At 69.5% G+C, this 15,622-nt stretch carries 9 protein-coding genes and 1 pseudogene; 5 read left to right on the plus strand and 5 right to left on the minus strand.

The features are described 5' to 3' along the window. A pseudogene (locus tag B056_RS44365) lies at window positions 1–175 on the minus strand (IS701 family transposase); the annotation flags it as partial. Between the two features lie 159 nt (window positions 176–334). After that, a complete protein-coding gene (locus tag B056_RS0114045) occupies window positions 335–1,675 on the minus strand; it encodes an aspartate aminotransferase family protein (RefSeq protein ID WP_018502504.1) in 1,341 nt (446 codons plus the stop codon). Between the two features lie 197 nt (window positions 1,676–1,872). Between B056_RS0114045 and B056_RS0114050 the strand changes: the two genes are divergently transcribed. Both B056_RS0114050 and fxsA read left to right on the plus strand, forming a co-directional pair. Next, a complete protein-coding gene (locus tag B056_RS0114050; protein ID WP_018502505.1) occupies window positions 1,873–3,066 on the plus strand; it encodes a glycerate kinase in 1,194 nt (397 codons plus the stop codon). A gap of 96 nt (window positions 3,067–3,162) precedes the next feature. Further along, on the plus strand, window positions 3,163–3,336 hold the full coding sequence (gene fxsA / locus B056_RS39985; protein WP_018502506.1) for an FxSxx-COOH cyclophane-containing RiPP peptide: 174 nt from the start codon (window positions 3,163–3,165) through the stop codon (window positions 3,334–3,336). 97 nt (window positions 3,337–3,433) lie between these two features. On the opposite strand, the gene fxsT (B056_RS0114060) is transcribed toward fxsA, so the two are convergent. Both fxsT (B056_RS0114060) and B056_RS0114065 read right to left on the minus strand, forming a co-directional pair. Then, window positions 3,434–7,369, minus strand: coding sequence for an FxSxx-COOH system tetratricopeptide repeat protein (fxsT, locus tag B056_RS0114060; RefSeq protein WP_035751477.1), 3,936 nt, complete (start codon window positions 7,367–7,369; stop codon window positions 3,434–3,436). 3 nt (window positions 7,370–7,372) lie between these two features. Next, the gene (locus B056_RS0114065; protein WP_230202991.1) at window positions 7,373–8,782 is read right to left on the minus strand and encodes a TIR-like protein FxsC; all 1,410 of its coding nucleotides are present in this window, start codon (window positions 8,780–8,782) and stop codon (window positions 7,373–7,375) included. A 487-nt stretch (window positions 8,783–9,269) separates the two neighbouring features. On the opposite strand from B056_RS0114065, the gene B056_RS42720 reads away from it, so the two are divergent. The 3 genes from B056_RS42720 to B056_RS0114075 are packed head-to-tail and all read left to right on the plus strand — an operon-like array spanning window position 9,270 to window position 12,660. Beyond that, on the plus strand, window positions 9,270–9,560 hold the full coding sequence (locus tag B056_RS42720) for a hypothetical protein (protein ID WP_154677021.1): 291 nt from the start codon (window positions 9,270–9,272) through the stop codon (window positions 9,558–9,560). Beyond that, a complete protein-coding gene (locus B056_RS0114070; RefSeq protein WP_230202992.1) occupies window positions 9,518–10,819 on the plus strand; it encodes an FxsB family cyclophane-forming radical SAM/SPASM peptide maturase in 1,302 nt (433 codons plus the stop codon). Before B056_RS42720 ends, B056_RS0114070 begins: the two co-directional genes overlap by 43 nt. After that, window positions 10,816–12,660, plus strand: a complete 1,845-nt coding sequence (locus B056_RS0114075; RefSeq protein ID WP_018502510.1) for an HEXXH motif domain-containing protein — start codon at window positions 10,816–10,818, stop codon at window positions 12,658–12,660. The genes B056_RS0114070 and B056_RS0114075 overlap by 4 nt, the downstream gene beginning before the upstream one ends. A 46-nt stretch (window positions 12,661–12,706) precedes the next feature. On the opposite strand, the gene fxsT (B056_RS0114080) is transcribed toward B056_RS0114075, so the two are convergent. Beyond that, window positions 12,707–15,328 carry an FxSxx-COOH system tetratricopeptide repeat protein gene (gene fxsT, locus B056_RS0114080; RefSeq protein ID WP_230202993.1) on the minus strand — a complete coding sequence of 874 codons (2,622 nt, stop codon included), beginning with the start codon at window positions 15,326–15,328 and terminating at the stop codon, window positions 12,707–12,709. Window positions 15,329–15,622 lie beyond the last annotated feature (294 nt).

The following is a 15,622-nucleotide window of genomic DNA, read 5'->3' on the forward strand; positions in this document are numbered from 1 at the left end:
CCGGGGACCGTTCACCGGCCCGTTCCGCCAGCGTCCACCCGTTCTTGCGGTCCAAACCGGCGACCAGCCCGGACACATACTCACTGGCCCGCCGGCGTGGCTCCGCCCGACCGAACCGGCCCCCGATCCGCCCACACAGCCCGTCCAGCTCGCCAGCCCACGCCTCCACCACCACAACGCAGATCATCCACCACGACCACCAAGTGCCGTTGCAGTACTAGGCGCCGAACGGACTCGTCGGCCCCGAGCGGCCAGCCGATGCCCGGTCTGGTTCACCCCTCCGACAGGGGCGAACCGGGCCGGGCATCCGCCGTTCCGGGTTACGGGTCGCGGGTCACCCGGTGTAGTAGCCGTCCGCGACGGTCAGGGCCTCGTCCAGGATCGACAGGCCGAGCGAGACGTCCTCGGGACTGGTCGTACACGGCGGCACCACGTGCACCCGGTTGAAATGGGTGAACGGCCACAGGCCGCTTTCCCGGCAGGCCGCCGTCACAGCCGCCATCGGCGCGGCCGCCGCACCCGCCGCGTTGAACGGCACCAGCGGCTCCCGGGTGGCCCGGTCACGAACCAGCTCGACCGCCCAGAAAACCCCGAGCCCACGCACCTCACCCACACTGGGATGCCGCTCGGCGATTTTCGCCAGCTGCGGCCCGACAACGTCGGCCCCAAGCGCACGGGCCCGAGCGAGGACGTTTTCGGATTCGAAGGCTTTTATGGACGCCACCGCCGCCGCGCAGGCAAGAAGATGCCCGGAGTAGGTCAACCCGCCGGGATAGGGCCGCCGCGCGAACAGGTCCGCGATCCGCTGGGAGATGACCACCCCGCCGAGCGGCACATAACCCGAGTTGACGCCCTTCGCGAAGCAGATCAGATCAGGTACCACATTCCAGTGGTCGATCGCGAACCATTCCCCGCAGCGTCCGAAACCCGACATCACCTCGTCGGCGATCAGCAGAATCCCGTGCGCGTCACACAGCTCCCGGACACCCGCGAGATATCCGTCCGGCGGCACCAGGATCCCGTTCGTCCCGACGACCGGTTCGAGGATCACCGCGGCGATCGACGACGGCCCCTCCAGCTCGATCACCTCGGCGAGATGCGCGAGCGCCCGCTCCCCCTCCTGCACCGCGTCGGCGGCGTGGAACGACGACCGGTAGAGATAGGGCCCGAAGAAGTGCACCACCCCGGGGATGCCCGGCTCGCTCGCCCAGCGCCGCGGCTCCCCGGTCAGCGTGATCGAGCCGCCGGTCGAACCGTGATACGACCGGTAGGCGGCGAGGATCTTGTTCCGCCCGGTGGCGAGCCGGGCCAGCCGGACGGCGTTCTCCGTCGCCTCCGCGCCGCCGGTGGTGAAGAACACCTGGTCCAGGTCGCCCGGGGCGCGCTCGGCGATCAGCCGCGCCGCCTCCGAGCGCACGGCGTGGGCGTGCTGCGGCCCGACGGTGGTCAGCTCGCGGGCCTGCGCCACGACAGCCTCGACCACCGCGGGATGCTGATGGCCGATGTTGGCGTTCACCAGCTGCGAGGAGAAGTCGAGGTAGCGCTTGCCGTTCTCGTCCCAGAACCAGCTCCCCTCGGCCCCGGCCACCACGAGCGGGCGCGTCGTCTCCTGCGCCGCCCAGGAGTAGAACACGTGCTCGCGGTTCTCCGCGTGGGCCGCGCTCACCTGCGTCATCATCGTCTCCCTGTCTGCGGACCGACCCGGCTCGCGGCGGCCGTCCCCCGTGCCAGCTGTCACGCAGTATTTCCCGCCACCAGTCCGATCTCCCGCCACCAGCCCGGCCCTACCCAGCGTCCCCGCGCCGCCCTGCCTGCCCCTGCCCGTCTGGACCGCTCGCGGCGGGCGAGCGCGGTTCCCTCTACCGGAGTGTCATGATCCCCGAACCTGACGCGGTACCCAGCCCGACCACCACGGCATCCGGCGGCCCGCTGCGGGTCGTCATCGCGCCCGACTCCTTCAAGGGCTCGCTCTCAGCAACGGAGGCCGCGGCTGCGCTGGCCCGAGGCTGGCGCGCGGTCCGGCCGGACGACGTCATACTCACGATCCCGATCGCCGACGGCGGCGAGGGCACACTCGACGTGTTCAGCTCGGCCGTCCCGGAAGCCGTCCGGAACACACTGGACGTCACCGGCCCCGACGGCCGGCCGGCGACCGCCGGATGGCTCGCGCTGCCCGGCGGGACAGCCGTGGTCGAGCTGGCCCAGGCGAGCGGCCTTCCCCTCATGGCGGAGCTGGACCCACTGAAGGCCCAGACCGTCGGGCTCGGCGAGACCATCGCCGCCGCCCTCGACGCGGGCAGCCGCCGCATCCTCGTGGCACTCGGCGGCTCCGCGTCCACGGACGGCGGGACCGGACTGCTGACCGCCCTCGGCGCCCGCTTCCTCGACTCCGCCGGCCGACCGTTGCCTCCTGGCGGCGGCAGCCTCCGCTCGCTGGCCACCGTGGATCTGACCGGCCTGCGCGCCGCCCCACCCGACGGCGTGCACTGCCTGGTGGACGTCGACGCGCCCCTACTGGGGCCGACCGGAGCCGCGGCGGTGTTCGGTCCGCAGAAAGGCGCCGGGCGTGCGGAGATCACTCTCCTCGACGCGGGCCTGGCCCGGCTGGTCGAGTGCATGGAGCAGGCGGGCGCAGCCGCGGGCCTCGCCGCATCGCCCGGCGCCGGGGCGGCGGGCGGCACCGCCTACGGGCTCGCGGCGGCCCTGGGCGCCACGCTGGTGCCCGGCGCGATCACCATCGCCGAGCATGCCGGGCTGCGGGCGGCCCTCGCCGGCGCGGACCTGCTGATCACCGGCGAAGGCCGCTTCGACCAGACGTCCCTGGCAGGGAAGGTGGTCGGCGCGGTGGCGGCGCTGGCAGCCGGGGCCGGGCTGCCCCTGGTGGTGGTCGCCGGCCAGATCGCCGCCGACCCGCCGGCAGGCGGGCACACCCTCGCCCTCACCGACCTCGCCGGCGGGAGGGCCACGGCGCTGGCGCAACCCGTCCACTGGCTGGAGGAAGCGGGTCTTCTTCTCGCTCGGCGTAACTCGGATGGCGTGGCAAGAGCGGCCATCCGGCGGCCGTAGGCTTCGTTCTGGCGCAGGGGACCCCCGGACCAGGCGCGGTATCCACGTGGCGGTATCTACGTGATTCGAGCCGGAACGGACGGAAGCGAGCAAGACATGGGCGACGGACCGATCGAGATCGAGTCGGCACTGCCCGACCTCCACGATCTTGATCTAGACGCTCTCGACAGCCTCGAGATCCCAGCCCTCACCCGCGCCACCGAACGACTCCGGAAGGAGGCGGCCGGTCCGGACAAGTCCTTGGCCGGGTTCTCCTCGAGCGCCCAGTAGTCTCGCGCGACGAGGGCCGGTGCGCGCCGGTGACGGCCCGGCCCGCCGCGGGGGTCGCGACCGCCCGTCCCGGTACTCCACGATGCGGGGCGGATGCTCACGACGGTGGAGGATCGATGTCCAGGTCGACCCGTCGGCCCCGCCGCAACGCCTCGACGATGGGATGCTCCGCGCCCAGGCTCTCCCCGAGCTGACGGAGCAGTCCAGACCGCTGGGCCCGCGCGTTCTCCGCATCCCCGCTTTGCTGCTCGTCCGTCGCCAGGTTCACGGCGGCGATCATCGCCACCGGATGGTCCTCCCCCAACTTGGCCTGCAGGACGTTCCACGCCTCCTGGTCGAGTGCGCGGGCAGCGGCTATCCGCCCGGCATCAGCGTGGCAGTTCGCCACGTTCATCGAACAGAAGATCGTGTAGGGGTGGGTGGCGGAGAGCGACGATCGCAGGCCGTCCAGCGTCTGCTGGCCCAGCGCCTCGGCGGCGATGTGGTCGCCGCCCTGGCGCGTGGCTATGACCAGGCTGTTGGCGGCGGCCAGCGTGTAGATGTTCCGGTCGCCCAGTCGGGACCGGGCCCGCCGGTGGGTCTCGTTCGCGAGCCTTCGCGCGGCGGCGATCTCGCCCACCTGCAGAAGAACACCGACCAGACAGGTCGCGACGGCGAGCGCCTCGGGCTGCCCGGGATCGGCGTGGGCGCGGAACCTCTCGTGGGCATCCTGCGCGACCTCCCGAGCACGGCCCGGATGCCCGGCCCAGCGGAGCGAGACGGCGTAGTTCGTCATTGTCCGCAGCCGGTCCAGGTGGTCGTCGCCCAGCGCCTGGCGAGACCATTCGAGCGCGCTTTCGAGGAGGGCCAGTGAGGCCGGGTACCTCCCGTTCTCCCGAAGGTCCCGGGCATAGCCCTCCAGGTACAGGAGCGCCGGGACGTCGTAGTCCCCCATGAGCCTGCGATGGCGCTCGTAGACCTCCTCGCTCATCTCGAGCGCCAGCTTGAAATCACCCAGGAAGCGCAGCGAGACGGCAAGGTTGTTCGCGGCGTCGAGCGTCTCCGCGTTGTCGAGCCCGGCTGTCTCCCGGTAACCGGCGTAGGTGGCCTCGTCGAGCAGCCAGGCCGCCTCGTAATCACCGACACCACGGTAGTCACCGCCCAGTGCCATCGCGGCCCGCAGGCTGAGCGGATGGTTGGGACCGAGTAGGGGGACCAGGCGCTCACGCGCGCGAAGATCAAGCTCCCGGGCCTGTTCGGCGTCGCCGAGTGCCCGGTGACTGTCCGCCAGGTCCAAGGCGAGCTCCAGCGTGCGCTCGTCGTCGTCCCCGAAACGCTCCCGCCACAGGATGAGCGTCCTGCCGGCGAGGTCTCGGCAACCACTGTGGTCTCGTTGCATGTACAGACATCGCACCTGGTTACGGATGAGGCGGGAGACATCCTCGCCGCGGGCGGTGGGCGCCCGGGTGGGTTCCAGGTGCGGGCGGATCAGCGCGTAGCGCCGCCAGTTGTCGGGATCGTCCGGGTTCCCCGGATCAGCGGCCGCGAGGATCGCGTACACCCGGGCCCGGATGCCGGCTCGTTCCGTGGGGGTCAGCTCGTCGCGGATCGCGGTCTGCACGAGGCGGTGCATCATCAGGCTTCGGTCGGTGGAGTTCACCCGGGCGAGCGCGTGCTCGCTGATCTGCCGTACGGCCTCGGCCAGCGTGAGGTCGTCCCGCAGCGTCTGGTCCGTGACGTCGGCGAGAACGGCCAGGCCGTCCCCGGCGAACAGCTCGAGGCTGATCGGTTCCGGCCCGAAGAAGGCGCAGAGCTGCGCGAGCCGGGCTGACATGGGAGCCCGGGAACGCAGCCGCTCCATCGACAGCAGCCAGGTCATGGCGACCGGCCGCGGGTAGGTCGGGACCTCGCCCTCCAGGAGCAGCGGGCCCGGGCTGCTCTCGAGCAGCTGCAGGTAACGCTCCGCCGGCATCCCGGTCTCCGCATGCCAGGCACCGGCGTGCTCGAGCGCGAGCGGGAGGTCCCCCAGCGCCTCGGCGAGCCGGGTCGCGACCTCGGTCGTCAACGCCGGGGAGCTCCGCTGCAGCAGCTCGACGCTCTCGTCCCGGTGGAAGACGTCGATCTCCACCGGGGACTGTCGACCGCGCCAGCGCTGGTTACGGGACGTGACGAGCACATGTCCGGAGCCGTTCGGAATCAGCGGGACGATCTCGTCCGGGGTGTCCGCGTTGTCGAACACGAGGAGCCAGCGCCGGTACGGCACCCCCTTGCGCAGGGCGTCGACCAGGCTGTCCACCGGGTCCCGCCCCTGCCGGACGGGCAGGCCGAGGGTGTGGGCGAGGCGGGTCATGTCACTGCGCGCCAGCGCCGCCTGATCGCAGCCGATCCAGCAGACGAGGTCGTAGGTCGCGCCGAAGCGGAAGACGTACTCGGCGGCGACCTGCGTCTTGCCCACGCCGGCGAGCCCCTGCAGGACCAGAGTGTGGGCCGCTGGCCTGTCGCCACCCATGAACCGGTCCCGCAGGTCCATCAGCAGCGCGTCCCGGCCGACGAACATCGGGTTCCGCGCGGGCACCCCCTCCCAGATCCCGGGAGGGGAGCCGGGATAGCGGACACCGGCGGCGTCCGCCGGCCACGTGCGGGTGCTGACCGCCAGGCGGGACGGCCGGCCGGCCGCGGCCACCAGGGCTCGCCGGGCCGACGCCTCGGCAAGCCCGACGAGGTCCGCATGGTCACGCGTGGCGCCCTCCGGCGGGAGGCGGACCTCCTCGACCCGGACCGGGACGAGGAGGCGCTGGGCCCCGTCCGGATCGAAGCTCAGGGTCCGCCGCCACCGTTCCATCGCCTCGGTCGAACGGAGGTAGGCGGCCGACACGATCGCCACCAGGCGCCGGACCGGCTCCAGCTCCAGCTCCGCGTGGTCGGACCACGCGGCCCCGGGCTGACCGACCTGTTCGAGGATCACCTGGAACCCGGCCGTCTCGAGCTCGGCGGCGACCCATTCCGCCCAGGGGCGGTCGGTCGACGCATGGCTGACGACCATGTCGGTCGGGATCGACACTCTGGAGCGCTCGAAAACCGCGAGAGTGCTCCGGCGCCGGGACTCGTCCTGCGGGGGAAGCGCGGCGACCACGCCGTCCGTCAGGTAGGACGCCAGTCGCTCGTACGCGGCCAGCAGGGTGCCCTCCTGGAGCGGCCGGTCCCCGAAGACGGCGAGGATCTCCTCGTACGCGTAATAGGGCTTGTAGGGGATCTCGACGTCACCCCAGTAACGCTCCTTTCTCCGCTCGTCGAAGCCACGCAGGTACGGATCGAATGCCACCCGGGCGACATCACGGCCGAGCTCGAGTTTCCGCTGCTCGCCATCCTCGACCCGCATCGGGACCGGCAGCTGCAGAATCTCGCGCCCCTCCTTGTGGGCCGCGATGGAGCGGGAGACGGCGACCGCCCCCTCAATGCTCTGCGTACTGAGGGTGAAGCAGTTGACCACGATGTCGGGCAACTGGACGGTGCAGATCCCGGCCGTGTCACTCAGCCCGGTGCGGCTGTCGATCAGGATCCACTCGTAGGAGGAACGCATGTCGTGGCGAAGCGCGTCGACGAAGTCCCCGCCGCCCTTGTCCGCGTAGAAGGCGTTCCAGTCGAACGTGCCGACCCGCTGGGCGTAGGCGGCGTCATGCCGACCGGAACAGACGAAGTCCACAGTTCCGCCATCGGGAAAAGGCCAGTTCAGCGACGCCGCGTACGGCGTGATCGCGGTCGACCGGCTGAACCAGCCGTCGTCGTCAGGACCCTGCGGCGACATGACCGTCACCGTGAACTCCCAGATCATATCCATGATCCCGGGGGTCGACCGAAGATCGGGATCGTGGAGGAAGGGGTGGAAGTAACGATGGAGGCCGGGAGCCTCCAGGTCCCAGTCCACCACCAGCACCCGACAGCCGCTGCTCGCCAGTAGCCAGGCTGTGTTGGCGAGCGCCATGGACCGGCCGGTGCCACCCTTGTAGGAGTAGAAGGTGACGACGGTTCCGAACTCCGCACGAGACACCGACATCGCCTAAGGGCCGTTGAGTCGGGGAAATTGGCGGGGATTGTCCCCGGTCCGCCGCAGGGCCCGCCGATACTCGAAGATCCGAGCCTGCGACTCGACGATTATCTGGACCAGGGCCAGGTCGAACTCCTCGCAGGAGTGGACATCCATGCGGAACAGCTTGTCCCGGCGGACGAAGTTGTTCCGCAGCGCGGTCGCCAGCACCTCGGTGAGATGCTCGGAGTTGGCATGGGTCTCCAGGTCGTGCGGGTTCGCCGGCACCAGGACGCCCGAGGTCGGCTCGTTGCGAACGTCGTAGGTGGTCAGCGCGCGGCGCACGTACTCCAGTTTCGCCGCCCACATGTCCACGATGAGGATCACGATCTCGTTGCGGACACTTGACCGCTCCAGCAGGTCGGAGACGCCGTGGTCCAGCGGAACGATGTTCGAGACAAGTCCCTGCCTGGCGGCAACCATCTGGGCGATCACACACACCCGGTCGTGGGCACGTGGCTTGTACGGCGTCCACTCCTCGAAGGTCTCGCCGTAGCAGTCGAGGTGACGGCGCAACGCCGCGATCTCCTCGGCCGAGGTCGAGGCGAACACGAAGGTCACACGGCCAGGCCCACCTACAGCGGCCCGAGGCCGATCCGGGAGCGGGCGGGGCGGTTCCGGTGACGCCGGCGGGTCCGGTAACACCGGCCCACCAGGCTCCTCGTCTCCCCCGGAGACGTCCCCGGGGGAGACGGACTGCGGAGGGTCGGGAACGACCCGAGGCGGCATGCCGGGCGGCCCATCGTCCTGATCCGGCATCGACGGTGGTCGGGCGAGTATGCGGAATGGGTCGGGAACCTCGTGCAGCAGCGGGATCTCGGACTCCGGGGCCAACGGCGAGTCCTCAGCGAGTTGGACGATCCGAACCGCTAAAGTCAGCACGAACTCCTGGTACTCGTCATGATTGCGCTTGAGCTGCATGAGGTACCGCAACCCGAAGTGCGTATAGGTCTCCCCCAACTCGTTGTGATCGTACTGCAACCGGGCAAGCGGCTCCGGCGGATCGCGTAACGGCGTCCAGATCACAGGAAGCAGCGCCGCCGGACAGGCCTGGCCCGACGCGGCGGCGGAGTGCAATCGCCCCTCGAACATCCCCCATTCCCGGCGGCAGTACTCGCTCGCGAAGAACGAGGGTGAGCACATCGCGACGAAGGTCCTGCACCGGCACAGTGCCGCGCCGAGTTCCGTCGACCAGGCCTCCCCCGGCTGGATGCTGCGCTGGTCGAGGAAGCCGACGGTGCCCGGGTCCGGATGCCCCACCCGGCGGCGCACCTCGGCCCTCAGATCATGGAAAAACCGCTCGAGCAGCGGGTCGTCACGGCTGTCCGCCCGGGCATAGCTGAAAAAAAAGTACAGCGGCCGCACGCTCCAGGTTTCAGGCATGCCGGCCGGCGTCTGCCGATGCAGGCACCTGCGCTCGGGTGCCCCGGCAAAACGCCGCGCGGTCGTCTTCCGCATGAGTCTGCCCGTGGGCGAGCCTGAGCCCGACACCTTCCCCCGACACCGAGTGGCCCCTCTCCCGCGGCCCGGCGTGGCCGCGCCGCGTAGGCCGGCTCAAGTAGGGTGCACTCGGCCGGATCCATCCTCCCGACGGGCGAGAACAGATTCTACGTCGTCTCGCGGGTACGCACCGGCCGCGGATTGCTGATCGACACCGTTACGGAAGACGCAGCCCACCATGACCGGGAGCGAGCCTTCCCCGAAGCACAGCATCGACAGGTTACGAAACCAGCAAAGGACGGGATCGCTTCCGTCATCCACAGGCCCGGGGAAGCGACCGCGGAAACGGCGGACTTCAACAGGAGCGAAGCACCTGCGCGCGGCACCGGCTAGATTAGAGGACCGGGGACGGCCGAGGAGGACACACCTGATGGACGACTCGTCTTCCGACATCGAGACGTATCTGCCCAACCTGAGCGGGTTCCAGCTCGACGAGGTGGCCAAGGCGGCAAATTCGACTCTGCGCCGGGTCGCCCGCCGCGTGGCCAGAGACGCCACCCTAGCGAGCCTAGCCAGCTTCTCCTCCAGCAACGCGTCATTTGATGAGGCAGGCACACCAGGGAGTCGGATCCCGCCGGCGACTCCTCAGCCAGCAGAGGAATCCGCAGAATTGCAGCCGTGGTCGGCGGGGTTCACCTCATCTATCGCCCCGACCTTCTGACGCCGGAACAGCGAGCTCGTGTGATCGGCCTCCTCGGTGCGGCCTATGGAGATCCGCCGGACGAATGGCCCGCCAACGAGCTCGACTTCCACCGGCTGACCGCCGCGGGATGGCGACCCACGCCCTTCCGGCAGATCGTTCTCAAGGTCAACAGCAGGTGCAATCTGTCCTGTACGTACTGCTATGTCTACCATCAGGCGGACCAGAACTGGCGGCAGCAGCCCGTCACAATGAGCCCGGCGGTGGTGGAGGCCACGGCGCACAGGCTCTCGGCACACGCGAAAACACACGAACTCTCTCGGATGCAGATCATCCTGCACGGCGGCGAACCGCTCCTGGCCGGCCATGATCATCTCCGGAGCGTAGTTACTCGATTTCTCGCCGCGGTCGACGACGTCACCGCCGTGGAGTTCGCCCTGCAGACCAACGGCACGCTGATCGACGAGATGTTCCTCGAGCTCTGCCAGGAGTTCGGCATCCGGGTCGGGGTCAGCGTCGACGGCGATCTGGCGGTCAACGACCGACGCCGGACGCGTCGCAACGGCAGTGGCAGCCACGCCGCGGTCGCGCGAGGCCTGCACCTGCTCACGTCGGATCGATTCCGGTCGGTTTTTGCCGGGCTGCTCTGCGTCATCGACCCCGCGAGCGATCCGGTGGATGTCTACGAAAGCCTGCTGGCGTGGCGACCGCCGAGTCTCGACCTCCTCCTTCCGCACGGGAACTGGACGGCCCGCCCACCCGCCCGGGACAGCGACGAGACGTCGACGCCCTACGCCGACTGGCTCGGTCGGGTGTTCGACCGTTGGTACCCGGCCCCCAGCCACGAGACGGACATCCGCCTGTTCCTGGAGATCATCTCGTTGATCCTCGGTGGCCACAGCCGCATCGAGACAGTAGGACTCTCGCCCTCGTCCGTCGTCGTCGTCGAGACCGACGGCTCGATCGAACAAGTCGACGCACTCAAGTCCGCCTATCACGGCGCGGCATCCACCGGGCTCACCGTAACGCGCAACGACCTCGACGAGGCGCTGCGCCATCCGGGTATCATTGCCCGACAGCTCGGCTCCGCCGCGCTCGGCCCCGAGTGCGCGCGATGCCCGGTGCACCGGGTGTGCGGAGGTGGATATTATCCCCACCGGTATCAGGCCGGCAGCGGCTTTCGAAACAGATCCGTCTACTGCCCCGATCTGTTCGCACTGATCACACGAATCGGCAGACAGATCCGGGCAGATATCGAAAAAGGCAAAGCCGCAGGGTGAACATTGAATTCCATCGGCTCGCGCTGGCCGACTTCGACGACCTCGCGGCCGGCGGCGGGCGCGCGGGGCTCGTGCTCGGCCTGCGCAGAACGCAGCTGAGCAAGCGCCTACTCGCCCTCCACGCGGTGATGACCGACGCCGACGAGCGGGCGCAGGCGGCCGCCGCTACCGCAGGCCTGGCGAACGCCTACGGCGTGCTCGCCGCGGCCCAGCGGCAGGCACCGGAGGCGACCGAGGCAGTCCTGCTCGCACCGGGCCTCGGCCTGTGGGCTATGCACTGCCTGCGCCGGCTCCACGGGAACGCCAGCCCGGCCACGCCCTTGGAGGAGGACCTCGGGATCCTCGGCAACTATGCCGTCGCCGCAGCCCTGCGGGCTGGCCTGTGCGCGACGGTGGCCGTCCCGCTCCGGGGCGGCCACCTGCTCATCCCGGCGGTCGGGCGGGTCCAGGCCGGCCTGGCCGGCTGGGCCACGGTCCGGATCGAAGGAACGGTCCTGCACCTGACCGCCGGCCAGGCCGACAACCTGCCGAGCCAGTCACTGGCGCTGCAGATCCCGAGCGATCCGGCCGCGATGCCTGACTTCCCGGCTCAGTCGCAGCGCGGCCAGTGGCGCATGGTGCCGGAGCTGGTGAGCGTCGCGAACGGCCGGCGCGTCGCCCTCCTGCTCGACGATGTCGACCCGGCCCGCGACCTGCTCGAGCTGCCGATGGCGCCCGACGCGGCAACCGAGGACGTCGACGTCTGGCAGCAACGCCTCGACGATGGCTGGCGCATCCTCGGCGACTACGACCCGCGGACAGCGGAGGCCGTCGCGGCCGGGCTGGCGACCATCTATCCGCTGGCCTCCTCGTCGTGGGCCGAGGAGCTCAGTGCCTCCTCCGGCGAGGCCTTCGGCGCGGTGGCTCTCACCCTTCCCAGGGACGGACTCTCCTTCGCCGCTGCGCTGGTCCACGAGTTCCAGCACACGAAGCTCTCCGCGTTGCTGGATCTGGTGGCCCTGGTCAAGCCGGTCGACGAACGACTGTTCTACGCGCCCTGGCGACGTGACCCGCGCCCCCTTCCAGGTCTGCTGCAGGGTGCCTACGCCTATCTCGGGCTGACCGGATTCTGGGACTATCGCCGCCATGCGGAAAACGGCGACGAGTACGCGCACTTCGAGTTCGCGCGGTGGCGGGACGAGGTCTGGCGGGTCCTGAGCACGCTCCGCTTCTCCGGCGCGATGACCCCCCTCGGTCTGCGTTTTCTGAACGGCATGCAGTCCACCATCCGGGTCAGTCGCCAGAAACCGGTTCCCGACGGTCCGGGCGAACTCGCGCGTAGGGCTGCTGACGACACGAGACTTACCTGGCAGCTCCGTAACGCCGAGCCCTCGCCGGCTCAGATCACGCTGTTGGCGAAGGCCTGGATCGAGGGTGGACAACCACCGCCGGCCTCGCGGATACCGACGCGGATCGTCCCAGGAAACCATGGCCTGGTGACCGGCTCGCGGCTTGCGCTCGCCCAGCTTCGCCTGTTGGACCCGAAACGATTCGAGGCCGCCCGACAGGGCGTTCCCCACGTTCTCGATACCACCGTCTCAGCGGCCGATCGGGCCCTCGCGTTCGGGGATCCCCAGACCGCGGCACAGCGGTACAAGGACGAAATAGGCCGCGAGCCCGACCTGCTCGACGCCTGGGCGGGTCTGGCGCTGTGCCGGCGCCAGCATTCCGCACCCGGATCGCGCGTCCTGATCGCCCGGCCGGAAGTCGTCCAGCGGTTGCACCGGCGGATCGAGGAGCTGTCCGGCCTCCGCGCCGATCCAGACGCCGTCGCCTCCTGGCTGCCCGAACCGGTGCCCTGACCGGGCCGCGGACCCGCCGCGGCCAGCGGACGAGTCTCCAGCGGCCTTACAGCGACGGCGGCTCGAAGTCGAAGTCGAGCCGCTCACCGCGCTCGCCGGCCAGTACGTCGGGATGCTCGGGGCCCAGGACCCGGCGGTAACGCCCGACGGTGTCGGTGGAGAGCTTCTGCGCCTCGTCGTTCCGGCTGAGCTGAGCCAGGTCCAACGCGACATTGGTCGCGCAGACCAGAGTGTGCGGGTGATCAGGTCCGAGGAGGTCACGGAACGAGTTCAGGGTCTGTTCCCCGATCTCCAGAGCCTCGCCGACCGCGCCCTGCGCGGACCGGGCGGTGGCCAGGTTCGCCCGGCAGGTCAGTGTGAAGTGGTGGTCCGGGCCGAGCCTGCTTTCCAGGCCCGCGAGCGCGTCCTTGAGCAGGCGCTCTGCCTCGTCGACCCGGCCGAGCTGACGCTGGACCAGCGCCAGGTTCAGATAACAACCGTAGGTATATGGATGGTCGGCGCCGAGGGCGTCGCGATACCGATTGACGGTTTTCTCGATACGCTCCGCCGCGTCGTTCGGATCACCGGCGACCCGCTGCGCGTTTCCCAGGTTGATCGCGGCGGCAAGGGCTTCGGGATGTTCTTTATCGAACTGCCGACTCTCCGTATAGCGGCCGTAGACCTGCTCGGCGAGCACCAGGGCCTCAGGAAACAGCCCGGCCTTCCGTCGGGCGACCGAGAGATCCTTCGCCTGCACGAGAACGTACGGATGGTCGGCGGTAAGTCGCCCACGGTTGACCAGGTCTTCATAAACCCGATAGGCGTGTTCCGCCGCATCCCGGGCTTTCAGGTAGTGTCCCGCCTGCCGCATGTCACGGGCGACGGCAGTCAATGAGAGGGCAACCCAGGGGTCCGTGTCGCCGCCTGACAGGTCCCTCCGGTTCGCGAGATTTTCCTGATCCCGCCGCAACGCAAGCTCGTAGGAACTGTTGAGGCTGTAGTCCAACGCTAGGTTGTTGACACAAAGAAGGGTTTCGTGGGCATAGGTACCGAAGACCCGCTCGTGCCGGGGTAGGGCATCCTCGTCCAGCTCGAGTGCGGCCCGGAACTCGCCGCGGGCGCGCAGGTCAGCGCCATGGCCGTTCAGAATGATGAGGGTTTCCTCGTGGTCCGGACCGAGGACCTCGGTGATCGCTTCCAGGGTGGGCCGGCGCAGATCATAGGCCTCCTGAGATTTACCCAGCGCCCATAGGATGTTTGCCTTGATCCCCTTCAGTACGAGCACGTCCGGGTCGCGCTCGCCGGAGTCCTTCTCCCACCGCTGCAGCGCGCGGTCCGCCTCGTTCAGGCCCGTGGTGAAGTCACCGACGTTGTACAGATACCCGATGATGTGCTCGATGAGCTGACGGGCCGGGACCTCGGTGGATTCGAAGACGCCGGAGGGCACGATATGCGGGAGCAGGTTCTCGAACTCGACCCGGTTCTGGGTCTCGGAGTTCCCCGGGTCGGCGGCGACGAGCAGTGCGTGGACCTCGTCCCGCATACGGGCCTGCTCCTCGGCCGGGAGCTCCTCGCGGATGAGCATCTGGACCAGGCGGTGTACCTGCACCGTCTTGCGGCTGGTGTCGATCTTCGCCAGCGCGTAGCGGCCGAGTTCGCGCATGGCGCGGCTCACCATCAGCCGGTCCTGCATCGACCGGCCGAACTCGGAGCTCAGGGTGTACTTGCCGCGGTCGAGCATCTCCAGCGAGATCGGCTCCGGGCCGAAGAAGGCACAGCGGCGCAGCAGTTCGAGCGCGAAGGGCGCCTGATCGCGCAGCCGGGTCACCGACAGGCTCCACGCGGCCGCCACCGGCTTCGAGTAGTCCGACGGCGGGTTCTCCGCCAGCAGCCGGCTTGACGCCTCGCCCAGCAGGTCCAGGTACTCCTTGACGCCCATCCCGGTCTCGAACTGCAGCGCCCCGGCCTGTTCCAGGGCCAGCGGCAGGTCTCCGAGCGCCTCGGCCAGCCGGTTGGCCTCCTTCTCCGCGATGCCGGGAACCCGGCGTTCGAGGAACTCCATGCTCTCCCGGCGGGCGAACACGTCGACCTCGATCGTGTCGACGATGCTCTGCCACCGCCGGTTACGCGACGTGACGAGTACGTGGCCGGGACCGTGGGGCATCAGGCTGCGGATCAGCTCGGGCTGGTCGGCGTTGTCGAAGATCAACAACCATCGGTGGTACGGCTCGCCCCGACGCAGGGCGTCGAGCACGGCGGCGACCGAGTCCTCGACCCGCAGCAGGCCGCCCTCGGACAGGCCGAGCCGTGGCGCCAGCGCGGCCAGGTTGGAGCGGACGAGCGCCGGCTGGTCTGCGGGGATCCACCAGATCAGGTCGTAGTGCGACTGGTACCGGTACGCGTACTCGATGGCGAGGTGGGTCTTCCCGACACCGCCCATCCCCTGGAGGGCGTGCGGGAGGACCGCGGTGACGTCGGTCTGCTCGGAGGAGACCCGGCGGCGGAGCTCGGCCAACTGACTTTCTCGCCCGGTGAAGTTCTTGTTCCGTTGGGGTACACCGCCCCAAATCATCGGAACACCTCGGCTCGGCCCACTCGCCGAGTCGAACTCCAACACCGAAGCCACGTTCGCCCGCCCCCGCCCGCCTGCCGATAGAGAACAACCGACGAGCATACGAGCCGAACGCACTCGCCCCGCACACCCCTCGCCGACGCGCCGTGAAATCCTCGCGGGCGCCCCTGATGATAACATCAGGCGGTGACTCCAGCGCCATTCACGGGCACGACCGCGCGTCGATCGCGCGTCGACCGGCGGGGCACACGCGACCTTCTGACCCAGGTCAACCTACCAAAGCGCGGCCCGAATGTCCGGAGCGCGACACGTCCGCCCACAAAGCCGCGCGGTCGAGGCGCCCAGGGTCCCGTCGCCGCCTCCTGGCGGGAAGCTCCGCGCACGTCCGCCCACGACGGCCTAACGGTTCCA

The organism is Parafrankia discariae (assembly GCF_000373365.1).
Classification (GTDB): Bacteria; Actinomycetota; Actinomycetes; order Frankiales; family Frankiaceae; genus Parafrankia; species Parafrankia discariae.